Source organism: Microcoleus sp. AT3-D2, assembly GCF_036705715.1.
Taxonomy (GTDB): Bacteria; Cyanobacteriota; Cyanobacteriia; order Cyanobacteriales; family Microcoleaceae; genus Microcoleus.
In genome coordinates this window covers 1-19,762 of the sequence record NZ_JAUBVE010000028.1, presented here as the reverse complement: position 1 = coordinate 19,762, position 19,762 = coordinate 1, and the positions used below count along the sequence as shown (strand labels likewise).

Here is a 19,762-nt window from a genome sequence, read left to right as displayed (position 1 = left end):
GGTTGCTCTAACTAAGTTTACTTTTACCCGTTGTTACGTTTTAAAATCACAGCGAAGAATCACATGATTAATTTTATTTTTGCCTTTTTGGGCGATTTCCCATCACTGGGAACTATCAATTAGTTAAGTTTATTTCAGCCTGCATACTTATTATTTTAGCCGATCGCCATTAAAGCATACCCAAAAAAATACATACTCTGTTATTCGCATCTTCCCAGCAAAATCAACCGAATTTTACTGAAATCTTGATAATTTCTCCAATTCTACCCAGCAAAAGAGTCTTTGTTTGCGGGGCTCCCAGCCATCGCCCAAATCGCCCAAATCCGATTCAGTTATTCGCATATCCCGGAAATCCGGCATTCCCGGGTTGACTGGCCCCTCGCCGCACTGAGATAAACTACGGGCGGCGGCTCATCAATTACAGCTTGAAGATTGTTTGTCATAAATTTACTAATCTCGATATCTAAAGTAGCTGTAAACTCAGGTTCATCCCAATTTTCGCTTTCTTCAATACTGATGGTTGTTGGTGGCCCAATATCAAAATCTAGCTCATCGCCAAAATCTGAAACTTTCTTAATTGGATCTATTTTCTGAGCGGTATCAGTGGCAAAAGCTTGAGTTGTATTGGCTATTAATACGATCGGCAGTGCTACTATGGCACTTATTGTTTGTCGCGCCGAGATTTTCCTCATGGCATCCTCCTGATATAAACTAAACTTTGGTGCTGCTATACATTCAACATCCGTCGCTACTTTAGAGCGCTGTGAGTCGATTTTAGATTTTAGATTTTAGATTTACTCCACAGATGAATCTGAGAGCTTTAACTAGGGTCTAAAATTGTGGCTTGCTTAACACTTTTGTAGTTCGCAAGTATCCGTTTTTGAGCAGAGTCATTAATTAATAGTGGTTTATTTTTCCACAGGATATAACCTTATCTGTGACTGTTTGTGGCAAGTTTGCTTAACGGAGCATATCCGGTCAACTGTTTGCCTTTGTATTTACTACGTGAAAACTCTTAAACAGTCAGGTTTTCCCGTTAAGTAATTCCCCAGCCTTTGCGAGTGTTTATCTCAGACTCAAAGCAAAGTGGGTGAGAAGTTCGATCGCACAGCAGTTTTGGCACAGCAGTTTTGGCACACCAGTTTTGGCACACCAGTTTTGGCACACCAGTTTTGGCACTCCCGCGCTGCCACCAGCAAGCTGATGTGACATACCACAGCCACCGAATATCTGTCAATACTTATATCTTAACATTTCTAAGTTGTTGCATAATTCTCGTTACCAGGAAGAGCCTGGTAATATCAAATCCGTTAGCATCGGAATAGTAAATTCGAGTTCACTGTTGACGGTTGACTGTTGACGCCGTGAACAGTGAACAGTCAACCGTCAACCGTCAACATCATTCCGGTGTAACCGGAAATGATATAACGCAGCTTGGCGAGGCAGAGCCTCCAGCCAAGTCTAGAGGACTCCTATTTCGTCAAGCCGTGTTCGAGGGCGAAGCGAACCAACTCAGTACGGCTGTTAGTACCCGTCTTGCTAAACAAACGGCTGACGTACTTTTCCACATTACGCACGCTAGTTTCCAAGCGGCGGGCAATTTCCTTATTCATCAAACCTTGAGCAACCAAATCCAAAACACTTTGTTCTCGCGGAGTCAAATCAATTTTAATCGGCGAAGGACTTTGGGCGATCGAACTCCGCCCGCTCAGCAAAGACTCAATTCTCGCCATTTGGCTTGTCAAAGCAGCAATATCTGGACTTTCAGCATTTTCGCTCGTCTCCTTAGCAGCCGCGCGGCGGGCCAGCAAATTCGTTACTATTGCTACTAACTCGTCGGGATCAAAGGGCTTAGAAAGATAAGCATCGCAGCCTGCTTGATAGCCTTGAATCCGATCGCTCGTCATCCCCTTAGCCGTCAAAAACACCACCGGCAAAGCTTTATAGCGAGGATCTTCCCGCACTTGCTTGAGAAACTGATAACCGTCCACCTGCGGCATCATAATGTCTGAAATCACCAAATCGGGGTTGTACTGCTGCAAGAGTTCCCACCCATCCCGAGCATTACTGGCAACCTCAACCGCAAAATCGCTATCTTCCAAATAAGCTTGTACTGCTTCCCGCAAGCCCGGTTCATCATCTACCAATAATAATCGTGCTGACATAGTTGTTACCCTTACGCTTTACCACTATTTTTTAATTTAGCCGAATTTAAGTCTTATTGTCACTCTATCCCTCGAAGGAACTTAAAAAATTGTTTTTCAACTCTAGAGTTTTGAGTTGTGTTTTGATCTAACGATTAAAAAGTTGTTAAATCTTTAATTCAAAACTCAAAACTCAAAACTCAAAATTATTCTTGAACCTTTCTAGTTAAACTTTTGAACGATCGGTCAAAATTTCATAACCAGTTTCCGTTACCAACACAGTATGCTCAAACTGAGCCGACATAGCATTGTCAACGGTTACAGCAGTCCACTTGTCAGAAAGCGTCCGAGTGTACTTAGAACCCGCATTCACAATCGGTTCGATCGCCAATGTCATGCCCGCTCGCAATTTCACATTCGGCATTTCCCGCGTGCGGAAATTGAAAACCGACGGTTCCTCGTGCAAATTTCGCCCGACACCGTGGCCGGTAAACTCCTCAACGATGTTAAAACCGTTGCTTTTGACATGATCTTCGATCGCACCAGCGAGATCGAGCAAATAGGCTCCAGCCTTCACTTGTTCGATGCCTTTATAGAGAGCTTCTTCTGCGACTCGGATTAATTTTGCCGATTCGGGAGTCACTTCCACAACTGCGATCGTAATGCAAGAATCGCCGTGAAAACCTTGATAATATGCCCCCGTATCTACCTTAAGAACATCTCCGGCCCGAATTACTTTTTTGGCGCTGGGGATGCCGTGAACAACTTCGTTATTAATGCTAGAGCAAATCGATCCCGTGAAACCGTGATAGCCTTTAAAACTGGGAGTTGCACCCATTTCGCGGATGCGTTTTTCGGCATAAGCATCCAAATCCGCAGTAGTCATTCCCGGTTTCACCATTAGGGAAATTTCTTTGAGTACCGTTGCAACGATTTTCCCTGCCTGTCGCATAATTTCGATTTCGCGTTCCGACTTAATTTCAATGCCTCGACGCTGTTTTTTGACTTGGGGTGCTTGAGTTGGGCTAGAAAGCAGACTGCTAAAAATATTCATCAAAAGTCCTTGGGTCTGAAACCCCGTCCTTGCAGGACGGCTTTACATTGAATTGAATCCCCTTGCGGGGTAGGGGGGGTATGGTTGCCCCCCCCGTGAGGATATGGTTGTCCTCAATCTCCCATTTCTGGGGTAAAGTTAGCTTCGCCAATGTTTAGTGAGCTTGTTAGGCTAGCAGCACTGTTCCAGTGACCTTAGAACTGTTTAACCACTAGCGACAGAGCAAGGGACTAGCTTCGCATCCCAGGGTGTCGTGACTCAAAAAACGTAGTCAATTAAGACTTAGGCTGGTCAGAATGGCTTGTTAGATTTCTCTTTCAAGCCTCATGCCTTTAGGCTGAGGTTCCTGACGTATTGATTGGCGGGTAATTTTGTACTTTGACGGCAGGTTGAAGCAAAAAAACGGCAAATATCCAGTTTTTTGTGGAAAAACGGGTGTCTTGTTCCGAACTGTCGATCGCTTGTCCTTTTAGCTAGCTTAATATTTTTCTCAGTAATCGGCACGGGATTGGGGGGTCAACAAAGCGGTTTCAACCGCCGAGCCCGTCGGTTCAGGATTTCCGAGCATTCCTGTGAGGTTAGCAATTGCGGCAATTAACTTATTTATGTCAACTGGTTTAGATAAGTGCATCTGGAAACCCGCTTCCAGCGCTTGCTGGCGCTCTTCCTCTCTCGCGTAGGCCGTCAGAGCGATCGCAGGCATCTTTCCACCCCTGAGCCTTTCCATTTCTCTCACCCGCCCGATCAACTCATAGCCGTCTGCTTCCGGCATTCCAATGTCGCTCAGCAGCAGATCCGGCAAATAACTCTCTAGTGCAGCTAGAGCCCCGGCCACCGATGCGGCCGATCGCACTATAGCTCCTTCGTCCTCGAGTAAAGCAATCAAAAACTCCCGCGTGTCATCGTCATCATCCACCACCAGCAATTGCAAATTAGCCAGAGTGGGGAGGGTCTGGGCCTGGTCATTGAGGTGCGACCAATCATCGTCAGCAGCGAGGGCGTTCCTCTGTGCAAGAGGTAGAACCACCGTAAATTTCGCACCCACGCCCGGATTATTCTCTGCTTGCACCTTACCGCCGTGCTGTTCCACCAAGTGACGGACGATCGCCAATCCCAGTCCCAAACCCCCGTAAGACCTAGTTGTGCTGCTATCAGCTTGGCGGAAGCGATCGAAAACATAAGGCAAAAAATCAGGAGCGATACCAATGCCGCTATCAATTATCTCAATTTGAGCCTCATCTCCAACAGACTCTAACCGCACCTGTACTTTACCCTCTTGCGGACTAAACTTAATCGCATTTGACAGCAAATTCCACACAATTTGCTGCAAGCGATCGAAATCGCCGATAACTTCACCTACATTTGGACTGCACGTTAATTCTATAACTATTGATTTTTCCTCAGTCAGCGGCTGCAAAGAATCTATTGCCAGCTTAATCGCAGATTCCAACCGAATCGGATGCTTATTTAAATTTAGTTTTCCCCGCAGAATCCGCGAAACATCTAAAATATCTTCGATGAGTTGAGATTGAGATTTAGCATTGCGCTCAATTGTTTCTAGGGCTTTCTCTATAGTGTCCTGGTCAAATGTTTTGGTACGAAGCAGCCTAGACCAGCCGAGAATTGCATTTAAAGGAGTACGGAGTTCGTGAGAGAGAATAGCTAGAAATTCATCCTTCATCTGGTTAGCTCTCTCCGCTTCTTGCCGCGCCACTTGTTCGCGGATTAGTCTGCCGCGTTCTTCCTCTGCTTGCTTACGGTCTGTGACATCTCTAACCGTACCCACATGACCGATCAGTTTTCCCAAATCAGAAAACATTGGCGACGACTGCACATTAATCCAACGCACAGTTTCGCTACCAGCTAATCGAAACTCGTTAGAATATTCGTTGCCTTCTTTAATCCAAGCTAACCAATCTGCTACTACGCGCTCGCGATCTTCTGGATGAACTTCCCGCTGCCAAATCTCTGCTAAACTTTCCTCTAATGTTAACCCGCAAATTGCTTGACAACGGGGATTGATGTAAGTACAGCGGCCTTCAACGTCAGCTACGTAAATTCCTAGTGGCGAACAAGCACACAAAGTGCGAAACCGCTCTTCACTTTTACTTAGTTCACTATTAACAGCAGCTAACTGTGTTGCTTGCTGTTTCACCTCGACTGTTTTTTGGAACAATTCCACAAATACCCCCACCTTCGAGGTCAATATTTCCGGTTCCAAGGGTTTGAACAGGTAATCCACCGCACCCAAAGAATAACCTTTAAACACGTGGGTGTCATTACTGCTGAATGCTGTGATAAAAATAATCGGAGTCGATCGCGATCGATCTCTAGAGCGAATCAATGTTGCTGTCTCAAATCCATCCATTCCCGGCATCTGCACATCAAGCAAAATTACCGCAAAATCTTCATTAAGCAGACATCTCAGAGCCTCCGCGCCCGAATTAGCTTGTACTAGATGATAAGAGGGGCTGTTGAGGATAGCTTCTAGAGCTACCAAATTTTCTGGGCGATCGTCAACTAAAAGGACATTTACTCGATGGGGGGACTGCAGATTCATAAATTTTTTAATCTTTAATTCTTAGCAAATTGACTAAACAGGGAGCAATTTTAGAGAGGGGTAAAATCCAGTCTACTTCAACATTTGCGATCGCGGAGGCTGGCATGGTCGCGCATAGAGCAGAAGCCGGTTCCTCCACAAATGTCAATCCTCCCTCAGCTTTAATTTTTGCCAGCCCTTTACTGCCATCCGAATTAGCTCCCGTTAAAATTATGCCGATAACTTTCTCCCCAAAGGCATCTGCAGCAGACTCAAACAGCACATCGATTGAGGGCCGCGCGTAACAGACAGGAGCCTCAGTTGATAGTGCAAATGTAGGAGTTCCGCGATAGGGGATTGGGGATTTTGAATTATGGATTGACTCCACTGCCACGCCCCCCCATTCTGTAAAGTCTTTTTCATAAAGGCTAAACTCCTCCTCAGAGGGCGATTCTATTAGCAAGTGATAGTCAGCAGGAGCCAAGTAAACCCGTCCAGGTGCGATCGGCTCTTTGTCTTGGGCCTCTGTGATTTGGAGAGAGCTTTGCTGTTGTAAAAAATCAGTAAGCCTATTCTGAGAACTCTTATGGCGGTGTTGGACAATAACTATAGGCAAAGGAAAGCTTTTGGGCAAATCTGCCAGCAGAACAGTCAGAGCCTCTAGCCCTCCCAAAGACGTGCCCACAACCACTATTTCAAAATTTTTTTTATTTAATTCTGCGGTAGAGTTTATCACTACTTTCAAGTGCTTCATAGTATTTTTCATAAGGTGTAAAAATCAGAGACTCCTGATGGCCCAGGCCTAAAACTCCAAACATTACCAGGCTCTCATAAAAAAGCTTGTGTACCCGCTCTTGGAGGTGTGAATTGAAATAAATCAGCACATTACGGCATAAAATAACATTAAATTCATTAAAAGAATTATCCGTTGCTAGGTTGTGGTGAGCAAAGACAATATTATCTTTAAGTGAAGAGCGAAAAATCGCATTTTCATAGGCAGCAGTGTAATACTCAGAAAACGCTTTCTTGCCCCCTGCTTGGTGGTATAGTTGCGTATATTCTTGCATTTGTTTCAGCGGGAATATCCCTGTTTTGGCTTTTTTCAAAACTAATTCATTCATGTCCGTAGCGTAAATCCGACAACGGTCGTACAGTCCTTCTTCTTGCAGCAAGATTGCCATAGAATAGACTTCTTCTCCCGTTGAACATCCAGCGTGCCAAATCCGAATAAAAGGATAAGTACGCAGCAGCGGCACCACTTTATTTCTGAAACTCACGTAAAAGCTGGGGTCACGAAACATCGCCGTTACATTGACAGAAATGTCCAGCAGTAAACGGTCTAGGTAAGCAGGATTGTGAAGTACCTTTTCCTGAAGTGCAGAGACAGTGGTGAGCCGTTCCGAGCGAATAGTGTTCCAAATACGGCGCTTGAGAGAGGCAAGAGCATAATTGCGAAAATCAAATCCGTAATAGCGAAACATTCCCTCTAGTAGGAGTTGAATTTCGATTGTTTCCAGTTCATGGCTTTCGGGCATTTTTAATGACTAATTGGTTATGGGGCATTGTTGACTGTTGACTGTTAATTGTTGACTGTTAACTGTTAACTGCTGACTGTTAACTGCTGACTGTTAACTGTTGACTGTTAACTGCTGACTGTTAACTGCTGACTAATGACTGTTAACTGCTGACTAATGACTGTTAACTGCTGACTAATGACTGTTAACTGTTAACTGCTGACTAATGACTGTTAACTGCTGACTAATGACTGTTAACTGCTGACTAATGACTGTTAACTGCTGACTAATGACTAATGACTAATGACTAATGACTAATGACTAATGACTATCGATAAAGCCAGACACGCAGCAGCGAGAGCAACTGTTCCGTATCAACAGGTTTGGTAATGTAGTCAGACGCACCAGCTTCGATACATTTTTCCCGATCGCCCTTCATAGCTTTCGCAGTAAGAGCAATCATTGGCAAGGAAGCAAATTGAGGCATATTACGAATTGCTTGCATGGTTTCGTAACCGTCCATCTCTGGCATCATCACGTCCATCAACACAATATTTATCTCAGGCGTATTTTGCAATTTAGCAATGCCCTCTCTGCCATTCTCAGCATACACAACTTCCATTTTATGGCGCTCCAGCATACTTGTGAGGGCGAAAATATTCCGCATATCGTCGTCAACAATCAAGACTGTTTTGCCCGCCAGCGTCGAATCTGTTTGATACAATTGCTCTAGCATTTGGCGCTTTGGTTCCGGCAAATTTGCTTGGACTCTGTGCAAAAACAAAGCTGTTTCATCTAACAAACGTTCCGGCGATCTCACATCTTTAACAATAATTGTTTCCGCCATGCGCTTGAGTTGAGTTTCTTCTGTTCTAGTCAACTCTTTGCCGGTATAAATAATAATCGGCAGACTTTTCAAAGTAGCATCTTGCTTGATCTGCTCAATCAGTTCAAAACCAGTCATATCTGGCAGTCCCAAATCGAGGACGATGCAGTCAAAATGCCCCGATTTCAAAGTTTCTAGCGCCTCTGCACCACTCCCCACAGCCGTTGTAGAAACATCGTGATTGCCGATTAAATCCACAATGCCCAGACGCTGTGTTTCGTCGTCTTCCACGACTAGCAAATTCTTCACTGGCCTCTCCACAAACCCCTTAATATCAGTTAAAGCTTTGCTCAAAGCTTCGCGACTGACAGGCTTTTGTAGGTACGCGATCGCCCCTAACTGCAAACTGCGCTGCCGCCCTTCTTCAACTGATACAATGTGAACCGGAATGTGGCGCGTACTTGGGTCGTGCTTCAAGCGATCGAGCACTGTCCAGCCATCCATCACAGGCAAATTTAGATCCAGCATAATCGCAGTTGGCTTGAACTCTCGCGCCATCGCCAAGCCGATATCGCTCCGCAAAGCCACCAAACCTTTGAAACCCTGTTCCTGCGCCATATCCAACAGAATCCGAGCGAAGTTTACATCATCCTCGACAATCAACAGCACGCGATCGTCATTCTCAATATTGTCTCGGTCATCTAAGATTAAAGGTGAGGGGTAAGGCGCGATCGGCAAGTTGAAATTCGGCGAAGGAACTGCTGAAGAAATAGCAGATGGCAATTGAGCCATTTGCTTGCCTGTTCCCGATTCCTGATCATTCATTATTCGGGATTCTTGGTAAGTTTGCGGCAGATAAAGCGTGAACCTACTACCCTCACCAGGGCGACTTGTCAATTGAATTTCTCCCCCTAACAAATTAGCAATTTCTCGACTAATTGACAAACCCAAGCCCGTTCCCCCGTATTTGCGGCTAGTGCTACCATCAGCTTGTTGGAAAGCCTCAAAAATAACCCGGTGTTTTTCAGCAGAAATCCCAATCCCCGTATCGCTAACTGAGAAAGCCAAAACAGTAGGGGAATTCCTTAAACTTTCTATCTCTAAACTCCACCCTTCCCGCGCTACTTCGACACACAATTTTACCTCACCTCGCTCTGTAAACTTAAACGCATTCGAGAGGAGATTCTTCAAAACTTGTTGCAGCCGCTTAGCATCAGTATAGAGACCTTTTGGCAACCCACCCTCAAGATCAATTTTAAAACTCAACTTCTTATCCTGGGCGATTTGGCGGAAAGTTCGATCCAAATGATCTCGCAAGTCCCCAAACAACACTTGCTCAATTTCCACCGACATCGTGCCTGATTCAATCTTAGCGAGATCCAAGATGTCATTAATCAGCCCCAGCAAATCATTTCCCGCCGAGTAAATTGTGCGCGTGTATTCAACTTGCTTCTGAGTCAAATTACCCTCAGTATTGTCAGAAAGCAATCGAGCCAGAATCAACAGCGAATTCAGCGGAGTTCGCAACTCGTGAGACATATTTGCCAGAAACTCCGACTTATACTTAGAAGTTAGAGCCAACTGTTCGGCTCTTTCTTCCAACAACCCCCTCGCCTGTTCGATATCTCGGTTTTTCCGCTCAACTTCCTTATTTTGCAGCGCTAGCAATTCAGCTTGTTCTTCTAGTTCTTCATTCGTTTGTTGCAACTCTTCCTGCTGACTCTTCAACAGTTCCTCCGATGCACGGAGCGACTGCGCTTGTTGTTCGAGACGCTTGTTAGTTTCCGTTAGTTCTTTTTGCTGAGTTTGTAACTCTTCTGCCAAAGACTGTGACTGTTTCAGCAACTCTTCCGTCCGCATACTCGCCGCAATTGTATTTAAGACAATGGCGATACTTTCTGTAAGTTGGTCAAGAAATGTCAAGTGTATTTCGCTGAAGCGGCGGAACGAAGCTAACTCGATTACTGCCGTCACTTCTCCCTCAAATAATACGGGTAAAACCACGACATTCAACGGCGTAGCTTCTCCCAGACCCGATCCAATCTTAACGTAGTTTTCCGGCACTTCAGTCAACAGTATTCGTTCCTTTTCCAGGGCGCACTGTCCTACCAAACCTTCGCCTAAATGGAATCTATTTCCTAACTGTTTGCGTTCGCGGTATGCGTAGGTACTTAAGAGTTTGAGAAACGGATCATGCTCCACACCTTCCATCATAAAAAATACGCCATGCTGAGCAGAAACCAGGGGCGTCAATTCTGAGAGAATTAGTTTAGAAACAGTTTCTAAATCCCGCTGACCTTGTAGCATTCGAGTGAACTTAGCAAGGTTGGTTTTCAGCCAATCTTGCTCAGTATTCTTCTGCGTCGTCTCCCGCAGATTGGCGATCATCTGGTTAATGTTGTCCTTAACAATGGCAACTTCTCCTTCAGTGGCGACGGAAATTGACCTCGTTAAATCGCCTCTGGTAACAGCAATTGCCACTTCGGCGATCGCCCGCAGTTGAGTAGTCAAATTCGCAGCCAATTCATTCACATTATCCGTCAAATCTCGCCACGTTCCCGCCGCGCCCGGAACCTTCGCCTGGCCACCCAATTTCCCTTCAATTCCTACCTCCCGCGCCACTGTAGTAACTTGATCGGCAAACGTCGCCAGCGTATCAATCATCTCGTTAATCGTATCTGCCAGAGTCGCAATTTCTCCCTTAGCTTCCAGCATTAATTTGCGCTTCAAATCGCCATTCGCCACCGCCGTCACAACCTTAGCAATACCCCGCACTTGCGCTGTCAAATTCCCCGCCATCGAGTTTACATTGTCGGTTAAATCCTTCCAAGTTCCCGCAACTCCTTTCACCTCAGCTTGACCGCCCAATTTACCCTCAGTTCCCACCTCCCGCGCCACCCGCGTCACCTCAGAAGCGAAGGAATTAAGCTGATCCACCATCACGTTAATAGTATCTTTCAACTCCAGAATTTCGCCTTTGACATCGACGGTGATTTTCTTAGACAAATCGCCATTTGCCACCGCTTTCGTCACTTCCGCAATATTCCGCACCTGCGCCGTCAAATTCCCCGCCATCAAGTTAACATTATCAGTTAAATCTTTCCAAGTTCCCCCTACACCCCGCACGTAAGCTTGCACACCTAATTTACCTTCCGTTCCTACTTCCCTAGCAACTCTGGTTACTTCAGATGCGAAGGAACTCAACTGATCCACCATGATGTTAATCGTGTTTTTCAGTTCGAGAATTTCCCCTTTCACATCTACTGTGATTTTCTTGGATAAATCGCCATTTGCTACAGCCGTTGTCACTTCCGCAATGTTCCGCACTTGGGCTGTTAAATTCCCCGCCATTGAGTTAACTGAATCCGTTAAATCTTTCCAGGTTCCGGCAACTCCTTTAACTTCAGCTTGCACGCCTAATTTTCCTTCGGTTCCCACTTCTCTAGCCACCCTAGTTACTTCCGAAGCAAAGGAATTTAATTGATCCACCATCGTGTTGACGGTGTTTTTTAACTCCAGAATTTCACCCTTAACATCTACAGTAATTTTCTTCGACAAGTCGCCATTCGCCACAGCAGTCGTAACAGCAGCAATATTCCGTACTTGCTCTGTCAAACTACCCGCCATAAAATTAACTGAATCCGTTAAATCCTTCCAAGTTCCTGCTACGCCTCGGACATCTGCTTGACCGCCGAGTTTACCTTCGGAACCCACTTCCCTAGCAACCCTGGTTACTTCAGATGCAAAGGAATTAAGCTGATCCACCATCACGTTAATGGTGTTTTTTAGTTCTAAAATTTCGCCTTTAACCTGTACCGTAATTTTTTTAGATAAATCACCGTTAGCAACCGCCGTCGTCACCTCAGCAATGTTGCGGACTTGTGCTGTTAAATTACCGGCCATTGAGTTAACTGAATCGGTTAAATCTTTCCAAGTTCCTGCTACTTCCTGCACTTCTGCTTGTACGCCTAATTTCCCTTCTGTTCCCACTTCCCTAGCAACCCTGGTTACTTCAGATGCGAAGGAATTTAACTGGTCAACCATCGTGTTGACGGTGTTTTTGAGTTCGAGAATTTCGCCTTTAACATCTACTGTAATTTTCTTGGATAAATCCCCCTTTGCCACAGCGGTTGTTACTTCAGCAATGTTGCGGACTTGTGATGTCAAACTGCCTGCCATGAAGTTAACGCTATCAGTTAAATCCTTCCAAGTTCCTGCAACTCCTTTAACTTCTGCTTGACCGCCGAGTTTGCCTTCGGAACCTACTTCTCTCGCCACCCGCGTTACTTCAGATGCGAAGGAATTTAACTGATCCACCATGATGTTAATAGTGTTTTTTAACTCCAGAATTTCACCTTTAACATCGACAGTAATTTTTTTAGATAAGTCACCATTTGCCACAGCGGTTGTCACGGCGGCAATGTTCCGTACTTGTGCGGTAAGATTGCCGGCCATTGAGTTAACTGAATCCGTTAAATCTTTCCAGGTTCCTGCTACTCCTCTGACTTCAGCTTGCACGCCTAATTTGCCTTCCGTTCCTACTTCCCTAGCCACCCGCGTTACTTCCGACGCGAAGGAACTCAACTGATCCACCATGATGTTAATCGTGTTTTTCAGTTCGAGAATTTCGCCTTTAACATCTACTGTAATTTTTTTAGATAAATCGCCATTTGCCACCGCCGTTGTCACTTCCGCAATGTTGCGGACTTGGGCTGTTAAATTCCCCGCCATTGAGTTAACTGAATCCGTTAAATCTTTCCAGGTTCCTGCAACTCCTTTAACTTCAGCTTGCACGCCTAATTTCCCTTCGGTTCCTACTTCCCTAGCCACCCGCGTTACTTCCGACGCAAAGGAACTCAACTGGTCTACCATTGTGTTAACAATTTGGGCTGTTTGGAGGAATTCTCCTTTGAGGGGTCTGTCTTCTATTTCTAGGGCGATGGTTTGGGATAAATCTCCTTTTGCTACGGCCCGAATTACTCTGGCGGTTTCAGAGGTTGGTTGCACTAAATCTGTAATTAAGGTATTGACAGAATTTACGCTAGCTGCCCATGACCCCTCGGCGTCGCCGATGGTGGCCCGCTGGGCGATTTTGCCTTCTTTACCGACAACTGTGCCGATCCGATCGAGTTCGGCCGCCATTTTCTGATTGAGCTCGATAATGTCGTTAAGTTCGTCAGCAATTTTCCCCGCTAGACCGGTCTGGTCTAGGGGCATCCGAACTGAAAAGTCCCCTTTTTTGACTGCCACTAAGGTTCTGAGTAACTGTTTGGCATAACCATTATTGGAATTGGGGCTTGTTATCTGTGCAGTTGACATGACCGTTACCTTTGACGAGTTTGAAGGGGAAGGGGGGAATATTTTTGAGATTATTGATATTATCCGACTAAAGCAGTGTCTGATTGCTTCTATCGAAAGATGGATGACAAATTGCTGTTTCTCAGCTATTTTATTGGTTATTTTATACTGGTTAGCAGACTCTTCTTGGTAACGAGTTAATTGTGGGGTGTCAGGAACAGGCCCGAAAGCCTGTTCCACCCTGTTCCACAAAGAGTGAATTTTATTGTAGGGCGAGCAGGATGCCAGCGCTACAGATTACCAACTGCGATTATTTCCAATTTTGCCACGAACTATTGAAAATAGAAGTACCCGGAAAGGCGATCGGATTAGCATTTTGTTGCAACCGCAACTGCAACACTTCCAAGTTCGGCTCGCGGGATGGCAATTCGTCCACTAATTCATAAGGTAGAATCCCTTTTTCCAAGGAAAAAGCAGCCGTAACTCCCGCCGCCGCACCTGCAGACCATTCAAAAGAATGCACTCGATAAGCAGCGGCCGCTGTGTGGCTAACAGCAATACTTTTACCCGCCACTAACATATTGTCAATTTTCTGAGGAATCATTGCCCGCAGCGGAATTTGGAACGGATAAGCTTGTCCTTGACCTTTGCGAGTGCCTTCGCGTTCGGTATTTCCTGGTGCTTCCGGGGGACTGTTGGTCATGCAGGGGTGAAAGTCGATCGCATAATGACCAATACCCACAGAATCAGGATAAATCGTAGCGCGCGATCGCGATGTTGTATCCTCAACAGATTGACTTCCCACAGCCAAAGCCGGCGCATTCAAACCACCCACAGCTAACCACAAATTCCGATACTCTTCCTCCGACAAATTCTGGCGATAAAAATCAGCCGTAAAGTCAGTGCGAGACATATCAACTTCCCACACCGTAAAACCTTGAGGCTGATTGAAACTCGGCCGCCCAATAATACGCCTGCCCTCCCGCATATAAGGATATTTAGAAAGTCCGTGCGCCGTCCCCATCGGCGAATCCAACCCGCTCAAAAAACGATTGTTTGGATGAGGCTTTTTCACTCCCTCTCCTAGCTGCGAGTCAGTAGTTCCTGTTACCAACCAGTAGAAAAATCCTTTGGCATTTTCTTCACCCTTACGCAAAGTTTCGGTTCGCAAACCGCCCATCCATCCCCCCGGTTGCAGTTGACCTGCCGCTTCCAACTGCTCGCGAGAATAAATTAAATTATCCAGGGCAGAACCGGGACGATAGTCATTGCCCCAAGTCCAGTTTTGCATCGAAATATCGCCGGGATAAATCGGGAATTGCTTCGGGTCTGAAGGTCGTTTTTCATCCGGTCTCATACTCTTGATTTGGCGGTATGTAAAAACTAAGGGAAAGCTCGCCAATCTCTGCAATTCGTAGCTGTAGTAAGGAGAATATTGTTGATAAAAAGACGGCACTTGATGCTGCTGCGGTTCCTTCGTTGCCTGCATCGCAAAGGTGTAGGTAAAACCTTGAGTGCAGTAAGCGTCGCCGGTTGGGCTGGGGGAGGAAGGTTCAAGAGGGGAACGCGGGTCAATTCCGAGGCGGTAGGGAACATCAGCAAGTCCGATCAATTCACCTGTTTCAGTGGCATCTACAACGTACCAATCAACAGGTCTAGGTTTTGAATTTGACTGGTTAGGAGGTTTAGGAATAAACCGAATAATAGTTTTGTTAAAGCGCGGAGAATTTTCGTAGCGATAGGCATCTTCGATAGTCTGAGAAAGAGTTTCGGTGTTGATTGGCGGAGTGTTGGCGGCTGGTTTGTGTTGAATGGCGATCGCACTTTTAATTTGTTGGCCTTCAACCGCATTACCCGCCACAGCAGGAGTAATTTCTAGTTCTTTAATAACCGTATTGGGAAACCATTTCAGCGTGCCTTTGCCTTTTCTAGCGGCATCCTGCAAGATGTTAAATAGAATTTTGTGACCGTCGTAGGGCATGAAACACGAATAGCTAACCCAACAGCCTCCGGGATTTAGCCGGCCGTAATTTTCCTTGATCCGCCCCCGCAATTCTAGGTAGCCACGGGGGTAAAATAAGAGCGATCGCTGAGTCTCTCTTTCATCGAGTGCGGAAGTTCCCTGGGAGGAAATTTGACCGCCTACCCAGTCAGTAATTTCAGTGAGGCAAACTGTGCGCCCCGCCAGCAAACCTTCGTAAGCGGTAGCAGCGCCTGCAAGCCCGCCTCCTGCTACTAGAATGTCGCAAGTTTCTGCATTGTCTGGATTACGCGGAGGTTCGGCAAATACTGGCGAAATGCTCCCTATCGCGGAAATTATGCCCAGGGTGAGGCTAAGGATCGATCGACCTTTGAGCAAAAATAGATACTGTCGAAGTTTCATCGGAGATTGTGGAATTAATTTTGACATAGCGCGAAAAACACTCATCCCATCTAAATGTTTATTTTGCAGTATACTGGTATTTCGCGGTGTTGTCAGGGAAAACTTTTTTAGAGAAGAGGCATTAATACCAGCAACAAATATTGAATAGCCGGATGAACCTTATGCTCAAAATAGTCAAATTTTTTAGGTTATTTATTCCTTTTGAGAGTTTAACAATTACCACCAGTTTGACTTATTCGGAAGTTTTACGCAGATTGGACGAAGTTGTTACTCCTCCCAAAGTTGTTAGAATAATTATACCCTTTGGCCCGCCACCTGCGAAACCCTATGAAGGAACGATTTCTGGCAAAACCTTCAAAATTAATCGCATCATCATCGGTAGACATTTATTGTTCCCAATTATACAAGGAGATATACATAGTCAACAGTTCGGTTGTTCCATCAAAATTAGGATGAGTTTACATAAAACAGTTATAGGATTTCTGATTCTTTGGCTGTGGACAACTGGCAGTATCGGAATGTTTGCTTTATTTGCTTGGTTAGTAGAACCATCCGTGGGAGCCATATTTTTACCAATCTTAGGAATGTTTATTTTTGGCTGGCTTTTGTGCTTGATTCCATTTAAGATAGAAGCAAAAGCAGCTACAAAATTTTTGTCTATTCTCTTAACATAAAGTAATTTATAACAGCAATAGTGTAGCTGTATTATTAAAAATAATCTGGGTTCCTCGGCATTCCCCCCAGAAAAAAAAATCCCAATTTATGCGTCAAAACCAACTGAAACAAAAAATTAAACAAGGCGAAACAGTCCTCGGTTTATTTATGAACTGCGCTTATCCCGCATTCATGGAAATATGCGGTCACGCTGGATTCGACTTTGCCGTTATCGACATGGAACACGGGCCCCTGCACCCGCTTGCTGCTGAAGATTTGTGTCGCGCCGCCGACTGTACCGGAATTGCACCCATTGTTCGTGTCCGCAAAAACGATGGGCCGCAAATTCAACGAGCTCTCGACATCGGCAGTGCAGGCGTTCAAGTACCTCAAATTGAAAGCAAAATCGATGCCGAAACCGCTGTCAAAAGCGCTAAATACAGTCCTCTGGGCACGCGAGGTCTTTCCTTCGCTACGCGGGCAGGACTTTACACCGCCGCCGGTACAAATATCACGGACAAACTCAACGAAGAATCCTTAGTTGTGATTCATGTCGAAGGCAAAGGCGGCATCGACAACCTGGCGGAAATTGTTACTGTGCCAGAGGTGGACGTGATTTTTCTAGGGCCTTACGATCTGTCACAGTCGATCGGCATTCCCGGCAAAGTCCGCGATCCCCGAGTCATCGACATGATGCAGGAGGCAGTGCAAACCATCCGCAAAGCAGGCAAAGCCGCCGGTACTTTTGCCGAAAACCCCGAAATCGCCCAGCAGTGGATTGATGCTGGCGTTCAGTACGTTACACTTGGGGTCGATGTTGCCGTTTTCCTCCGGGCCTGTCAGTCGCTGGTGAAAGCAGTCAATCGATTTTAGATTTTAGATTTTGGATTTTAGATTTGGGATTTTGGATTAAAAGAAGAACCAGCCCCGGATTCATCTTGCAAGCTTTACGATATCTTTGCAATTTTTGTAGTGTCTTTTACGACACATACAAAAATCCTGCGCTAGAGTAGAAGCATACACCTCCTCAAGGCAAAATTAGGGAGGGGAGCAAGGCTTCAGGGAGTAAAATCTATGAAAACCGTATTAGAATCCATTCATTTGGATTATGCTTTCATGTTTACTTTCAAAAAAGTAAACTCGATTAAGCTAGAAGGTTTCAAGGAATTTTTTGACGATATGCCTGTCGATCCGTATGTGAAAGGTAAGTATCGTTCTAGAAGATTATCGCGGTTTGCAGTCAACGGAAATGAGTTAGTTAAGTTACCTCACGGCTATTTGTATCAAAGCAAAACATACAATCCGCTAGTGGGTGATATCAGGCGGGAATTTGCCGAATTGGACGATCGGCTAATCGCCCTCGATAATTTCAAACAGATGATTTTTGCTTTTTTCGATTCCTGCAAAATTCACCCGGAAGCTGAAATCGGCATCCATCAAATCAGGACGACTTGTTCTCCGCACAATTTCGGCAACCCCGCACCGGAAGGCATTCACCAAGACGGTACTGACTTTATCGGGATTTTCTCGGTTGACAGAACTAATATTGTCGGCGGGGAAACGCATTTGTACTTGGCTAAAAAAGAGAAGCCTGTTTTTAATAAAATTCTGCATCCGGGAGAATTGCTGTTAGTTAACGACCATGAGTTTTTCCACTTTACTACGCCGATTAAACCCGAATCTGAAGGGGTGGGAACCAGGGATGTCTTTGTGCTGACTTCTCCGAGTTTGCTTACAGATTGAGGAGAGTTGAGCAATTGGGAGTCTTTGGTTCGTAGTGAGGACTTTAGTCCTCTCTCTGGCGTTTAATCAATCATGACTAAAGTCCTTACTACAAACCTTTCGTTGGTAGTGAGGACTTTATTCGTCTTTCTGGCGTTTAGTCAATAATGACTAAACTCCTTACTACAAACCTGCGTATTTTCCCAAAAAACCAGGTTTATGCGTCTAGCAACTTACAGATAAATCTTATCGAAACTTCCGTTCAGATTCTTGAATCGGAACATCATTAATGCTGGCTTCACGTCTTCGCATTAACCCATTTTCTGCAAATTCCCACTGTTCATTACCATAGGCGCGATACCAGTAGCCAGAATCATCGTGCCACTCATACTCGAAGCAAACAGAAATCCGATTCTCTGTAAAACTCCACAGTTCTTTCTTTAAACGGTAATCTAATTCCTTTGCCCATTTTCGTCTTAAAAAAGCCTTGATTTCTTCCCGTCCGCTGAAGAATTCGGCACGGTTTCGCCACTGAGAATCTTCCGTATAAGCTAACGCTACTCGTTCTGGATCGCGGGTATTCCAGGCATCTTCAGCAGCTTGAACTTTGGCTTTAGCCGTTTCCAATGTAAAGGGCGGTAGAGGTGGTTTAGTTTCCATCAGCTTTGTTTTTTGTGATTAAAAAAGATTAGGTGCGGGATGCTCGCGCTACAGAGAGAGTTTGGGGAATTTGATATCAATCCTCAGCATCGGGATCGATTCCCATTGCTCGTAGTCGCTCCGCTAACTGGGTGATTTTTCGCTCTGCTTGTTCGGCTCTTTCCCGTTCTTGTTCGGCTCTTTCCCGTTCTTGTTCGGCTCTTTCCCGTTCTTGTTCGACCAGGACCCGCTCAATTTCAACTTGTTCGGAGCCAGTTAACAGCAAATTCCCCTGCGAATCCCACCACCGCAGCCAAAGCAGTTCTTGATTTTGATAGCTTCCCTGCCACAGTCCCAATTCTACATCTAGCACAGGAATGGGATAGTGACCGCGTTCGTTTGGCTCCATCCTTCGATACCCAAAATCTATCAGGTGATAGACCTCTAAATTGCCCGTTCTCATTTCATAAATGCCGTAGTAAGGGATGCGGATAATTCTCTCGTACACCCAAAACTTACATGAGAAGTAATTCTCGAACGCTTGGGGAGATAAAACCCTCTGGGACTAACTAAATTAGGCTCGATACTTGGTTCAATCGAACGGGTATTTGGTTTAAGTATTGCCGCTCCGATAGCTAGTTTTAAGGTGTGTCGCCAGAACCAAGAATCCCCGCTGCTTTAGCACGGGGAGTGTCAAAAACGTACCGTCTTCGTCTGGCAATTGGGTATGATAGGGGAATGCAGGAGGCAGACCTGTAGCAGTTATTGTCTCGTTCATCGTCGTTTTCCGTGCAGTTATTGTCAATTGTAATCGGCAATTTTAGAGCAATCTAATTTAATACTTCAGCTAATATTAGCAACCGTCCGCTATTGTGAGGGAGGAAGATGTGCACTGCACACCCTACAGACAGAGGGTGCATCTCAGTTTGGCAAATACATCAAATTGAAAGTTGACCGTTGAGATAAGCACAGCGAAGAGCAAGGATAGA

General features: G+C 45.4%; 14 protein-coding genes and 1 pseudogene. 3 read left to right on the top strand and 12 right to left on the bottom strand.

Going from position 1 to position 19,762, the window contains the following annotated elements; all coding sequences use genetic code 11:
• Positions 1-332 precede the first annotated feature (332 nt).
• From QUB44_RS14355 to QUB44_RS14315, 9 genes are all read right to left on the bottom strand, one after another.
• On the bottom strand, positions 333-692 hold the full coding sequence (locus QUB44_RS14355) for a hypothetical protein (protein ID WP_333368426.1): 360 nt from the start codon (positions 690-692) through the stop codon (positions 333-335).
• A 344-nt stretch (positions 693-1,036) separates the two neighbouring features.
• Positions 1,037-1,237 (bottom strand): hypothetical protein, encoded by a 201-nt coding sequence (locus QUB44_RS14350; protein WP_333161974.1) that lies wholly within the window; start codon positions 1,235-1,237, stop codon positions 1,037-1,039.
• Between the two features lie 235 nt (positions 1,238-1,472).
• Positions 1,473-2,165: a response regulator transcription factor gene (locus tag QUB44_RS14345; RefSeq protein ID WP_333038110.1), complete on the bottom strand. Its 693-nt coding sequence runs from the start codon at positions 2,163-2,165 to the stop codon at positions 1,473-1,475.
• A 205-nt stretch (positions 2,166-2,370) separates the two neighbouring features.
• Positions 2,371-3,198 carry a type I methionyl aminopeptidase gene (gene map, locus QUB44_RS14340; protein ID WP_333161976.1) on the bottom strand — a complete coding sequence of 276 codons (828 nt, stop codon included), beginning with the start codon at positions 3,196-3,198 and terminating at the stop codon, positions 2,371-2,373.
• A 490-nt stretch (positions 3,199-3,688) separates the two neighbouring features.
• Complete coding sequence (locus QUB44_RS14335; protein WP_333161979.1) at positions 3,689-5,758, bottom strand: response regulator; 2,070 nt, start codon at positions 5,756-5,758, stop codon at positions 3,689-3,691.
• Positions 5,759-5,765: 7 nt separating this feature from the next.
• Positions 5,766-6,473, bottom strand: a complete 708-nt coding sequence (locus tag QUB44_RS14330; protein WP_333368423.1) for a chemotaxis protein CheB — start codon at positions 6,471-6,473, stop codon at positions 5,766-5,768.
• Positions 6,445-7,272: a protein-glutamate O-methyltransferase CheR gene (locus QUB44_RS14325; protein WP_333368420.1), complete on the bottom strand. Its 828-nt coding sequence runs from the start codon at positions 7,270-7,272 to the stop codon at positions 6,445-6,447. Before QUB44_RS14325 ends, QUB44_RS14330 begins: the two co-directional genes overlap by 29 nt.
• 307 nt (positions 7,273-7,579) lie before the next feature.
• Positions 7,580-13,396, bottom strand: a complete 5,817-nt coding sequence (locus QUB44_RS14320; RefSeq protein ID WP_333368417.1) for a HAMP domain-containing protein — start codon at positions 13,394-13,396, stop codon at positions 7,580-7,582.
• Positions 13,397-13,685: 289 nt separating this feature from the next.
• Positions 13,686-15,758, bottom strand: coding sequence for an FAD-dependent oxidoreductase (locus tag QUB44_RS14315; RefSeq protein ID WP_333368413.1), 2,073 nt, complete (start codon positions 15,756-15,758; stop codon positions 13,686-13,688).
• A 254-nt stretch (positions 15,759-16,012) separates the two neighbouring features.
• Here QUB44_RS14315 and QUB44_RS14310 point away from each other — a divergent pair, with 254 nt between their 5' ends.
• The 3 genes from QUB44_RS14310 to QUB44_RS14300 all read left to right on the top strand — a co-directional run bounded on the left by QUB44_RS14310 (position 16,013) and on the right by QUB44_RS14300 (position 18,155).
• Positions 16,013-16,432, top strand: a complete 420-nt coding sequence (locus QUB44_RS14310; RefSeq protein WP_333368409.1) for a hypothetical protein — start codon at positions 16,013-16,015, stop codon at positions 16,430-16,432.
• Positions 16,433-16,520: 88 nt separating this feature from the next.
• Entirely contained in the window at positions 16,521-17,285 is a 765-nt protein-coding gene (locus QUB44_RS14305; RefSeq protein ID WP_333368406.1) for an aldolase/citrate lyase family protein, read from the top strand.
• A gap of 201 nt (positions 17,286-17,486) precedes the next feature.
• The gene (locus QUB44_RS14300) at positions 17,487-18,155 is read left to right on the top strand and encodes a 2OG-Fe dioxygenase family protein (protein WP_333146038.1); all 669 of its coding nucleotides are present in this window, start codon (positions 17,487-17,489) and stop codon (positions 18,153-18,155) included.
• A 225-nt stretch (positions 18,156-18,380) separates the two neighbouring features.
• Here the strand turns inward: QUB44_RS14300 and QUB44_RS14295 are convergent, their stop codons facing one another.
• The 3 genes and pseudogenes from QUB44_RS14295 to QUB44_RS14285 form a co-directional block, all read right to left on the bottom strand.
• A complete protein-coding gene (locus tag QUB44_RS14295) occupies positions 18,381-18,794 on the bottom strand; it encodes a nuclear transport factor 2 family protein (protein ID WP_333368403.1) in 414 nt (137 codons plus the stop codon).
• 76 nt (positions 18,795-18,870) lie between these two features.
• Positions 18,871-19,290: pseudogene (locus tag QUB44_RS14290) on the bottom strand (Uma2 family endonuclease); the annotation flags it as partial.
• 96 nt (positions 19,291-19,386) lie between these two features.
• Complete coding sequence (locus QUB44_RS14285) at positions 19,387-19,551, bottom strand: hypothetical protein (RefSeq protein WP_333368400.1); 165 nt, start codon at positions 19,549-19,551, stop codon at positions 19,387-19,389.
• Between the last annotated feature and the right edge of the window lie 211 nt (positions 19,552-19,762).

Excerpts from the sequence above, each read along its gene's own strand:
- QUB44_RS14355 (WP_333368426.1), bottom strand. The coding sequence starts at position 692 with ATGAGGAAAATCTCGGCGCGACAAACAATAAGTGCCATAGTAGCACTG.
- QUB44_RS14345 (WP_333038110.1), bottom strand. The coding sequence starts at position 2,165 with ATGTCAGCACGATTATTATTGGTAGATGATGAACCGGGCTTGCGGGAA.
- map (WP_333161976.1), bottom strand. The coding sequence starts at position 3,198 with ATGAATATTTTTAGCAGTCTGCTTTCTAGCCCAACTCAAGCACCCCAA.
- QUB44_RS14335 (WP_333161979.1), bottom strand. The coding sequence starts at position 5,758 with ATGAATCTGCAGTCCCCCCATCGAGTAAATGTCCTTTTAGTTGACGAT.
- QUB44_RS14325 (WP_333368420.1), bottom strand. The coding sequence starts at position 7,272 with ATGCCCGAAAGCCATGAACTGGAAACAATCGAAATTCAACTCCTACTA.
- QUB44_RS14320 (WP_333368417.1), bottom strand. The coding sequence starts at position 13,396 with ATGTCAACTGCACAGATAACAAGCCCCAATTCCAATAATGGTTATGCC.
- QUB44_RS14315 (WP_333368413.1), bottom strand. The coding sequence starts at position 15,758 with ATGAAACTTCGACAGTATCTATTTTTGCTCAAAGGTCGATCGATCCTT.
- QUB44_RS14305 (WP_333368406.1), top strand. The coding sequence starts at position 16,521 with ATGCGTCAAAACCAACTGAAACAAAAAATTAAACAAGGCGAAACAGTC.
- QUB44_RS14300 (WP_333146038.1), top strand. The coding sequence starts at position 17,487 with ATGAAAACCGTATTAGAATCCATTCATTTGGATTATGCTTTCATGTTT.
- QUB44_RS14295 (WP_333368403.1), bottom strand. The coding sequence starts at position 18,794 with ATGGAAACTAAACCACCTCTACCGCCCTTTACATTGGAAACGGCTAAA.
- QUB44_RS14285 (WP_333368400.1), bottom strand. The coding sequence starts at position 19,551 with ATGAACGAGACAATAACTGCTACAGGTCTGCCTCCTGCATTCCCCTAT.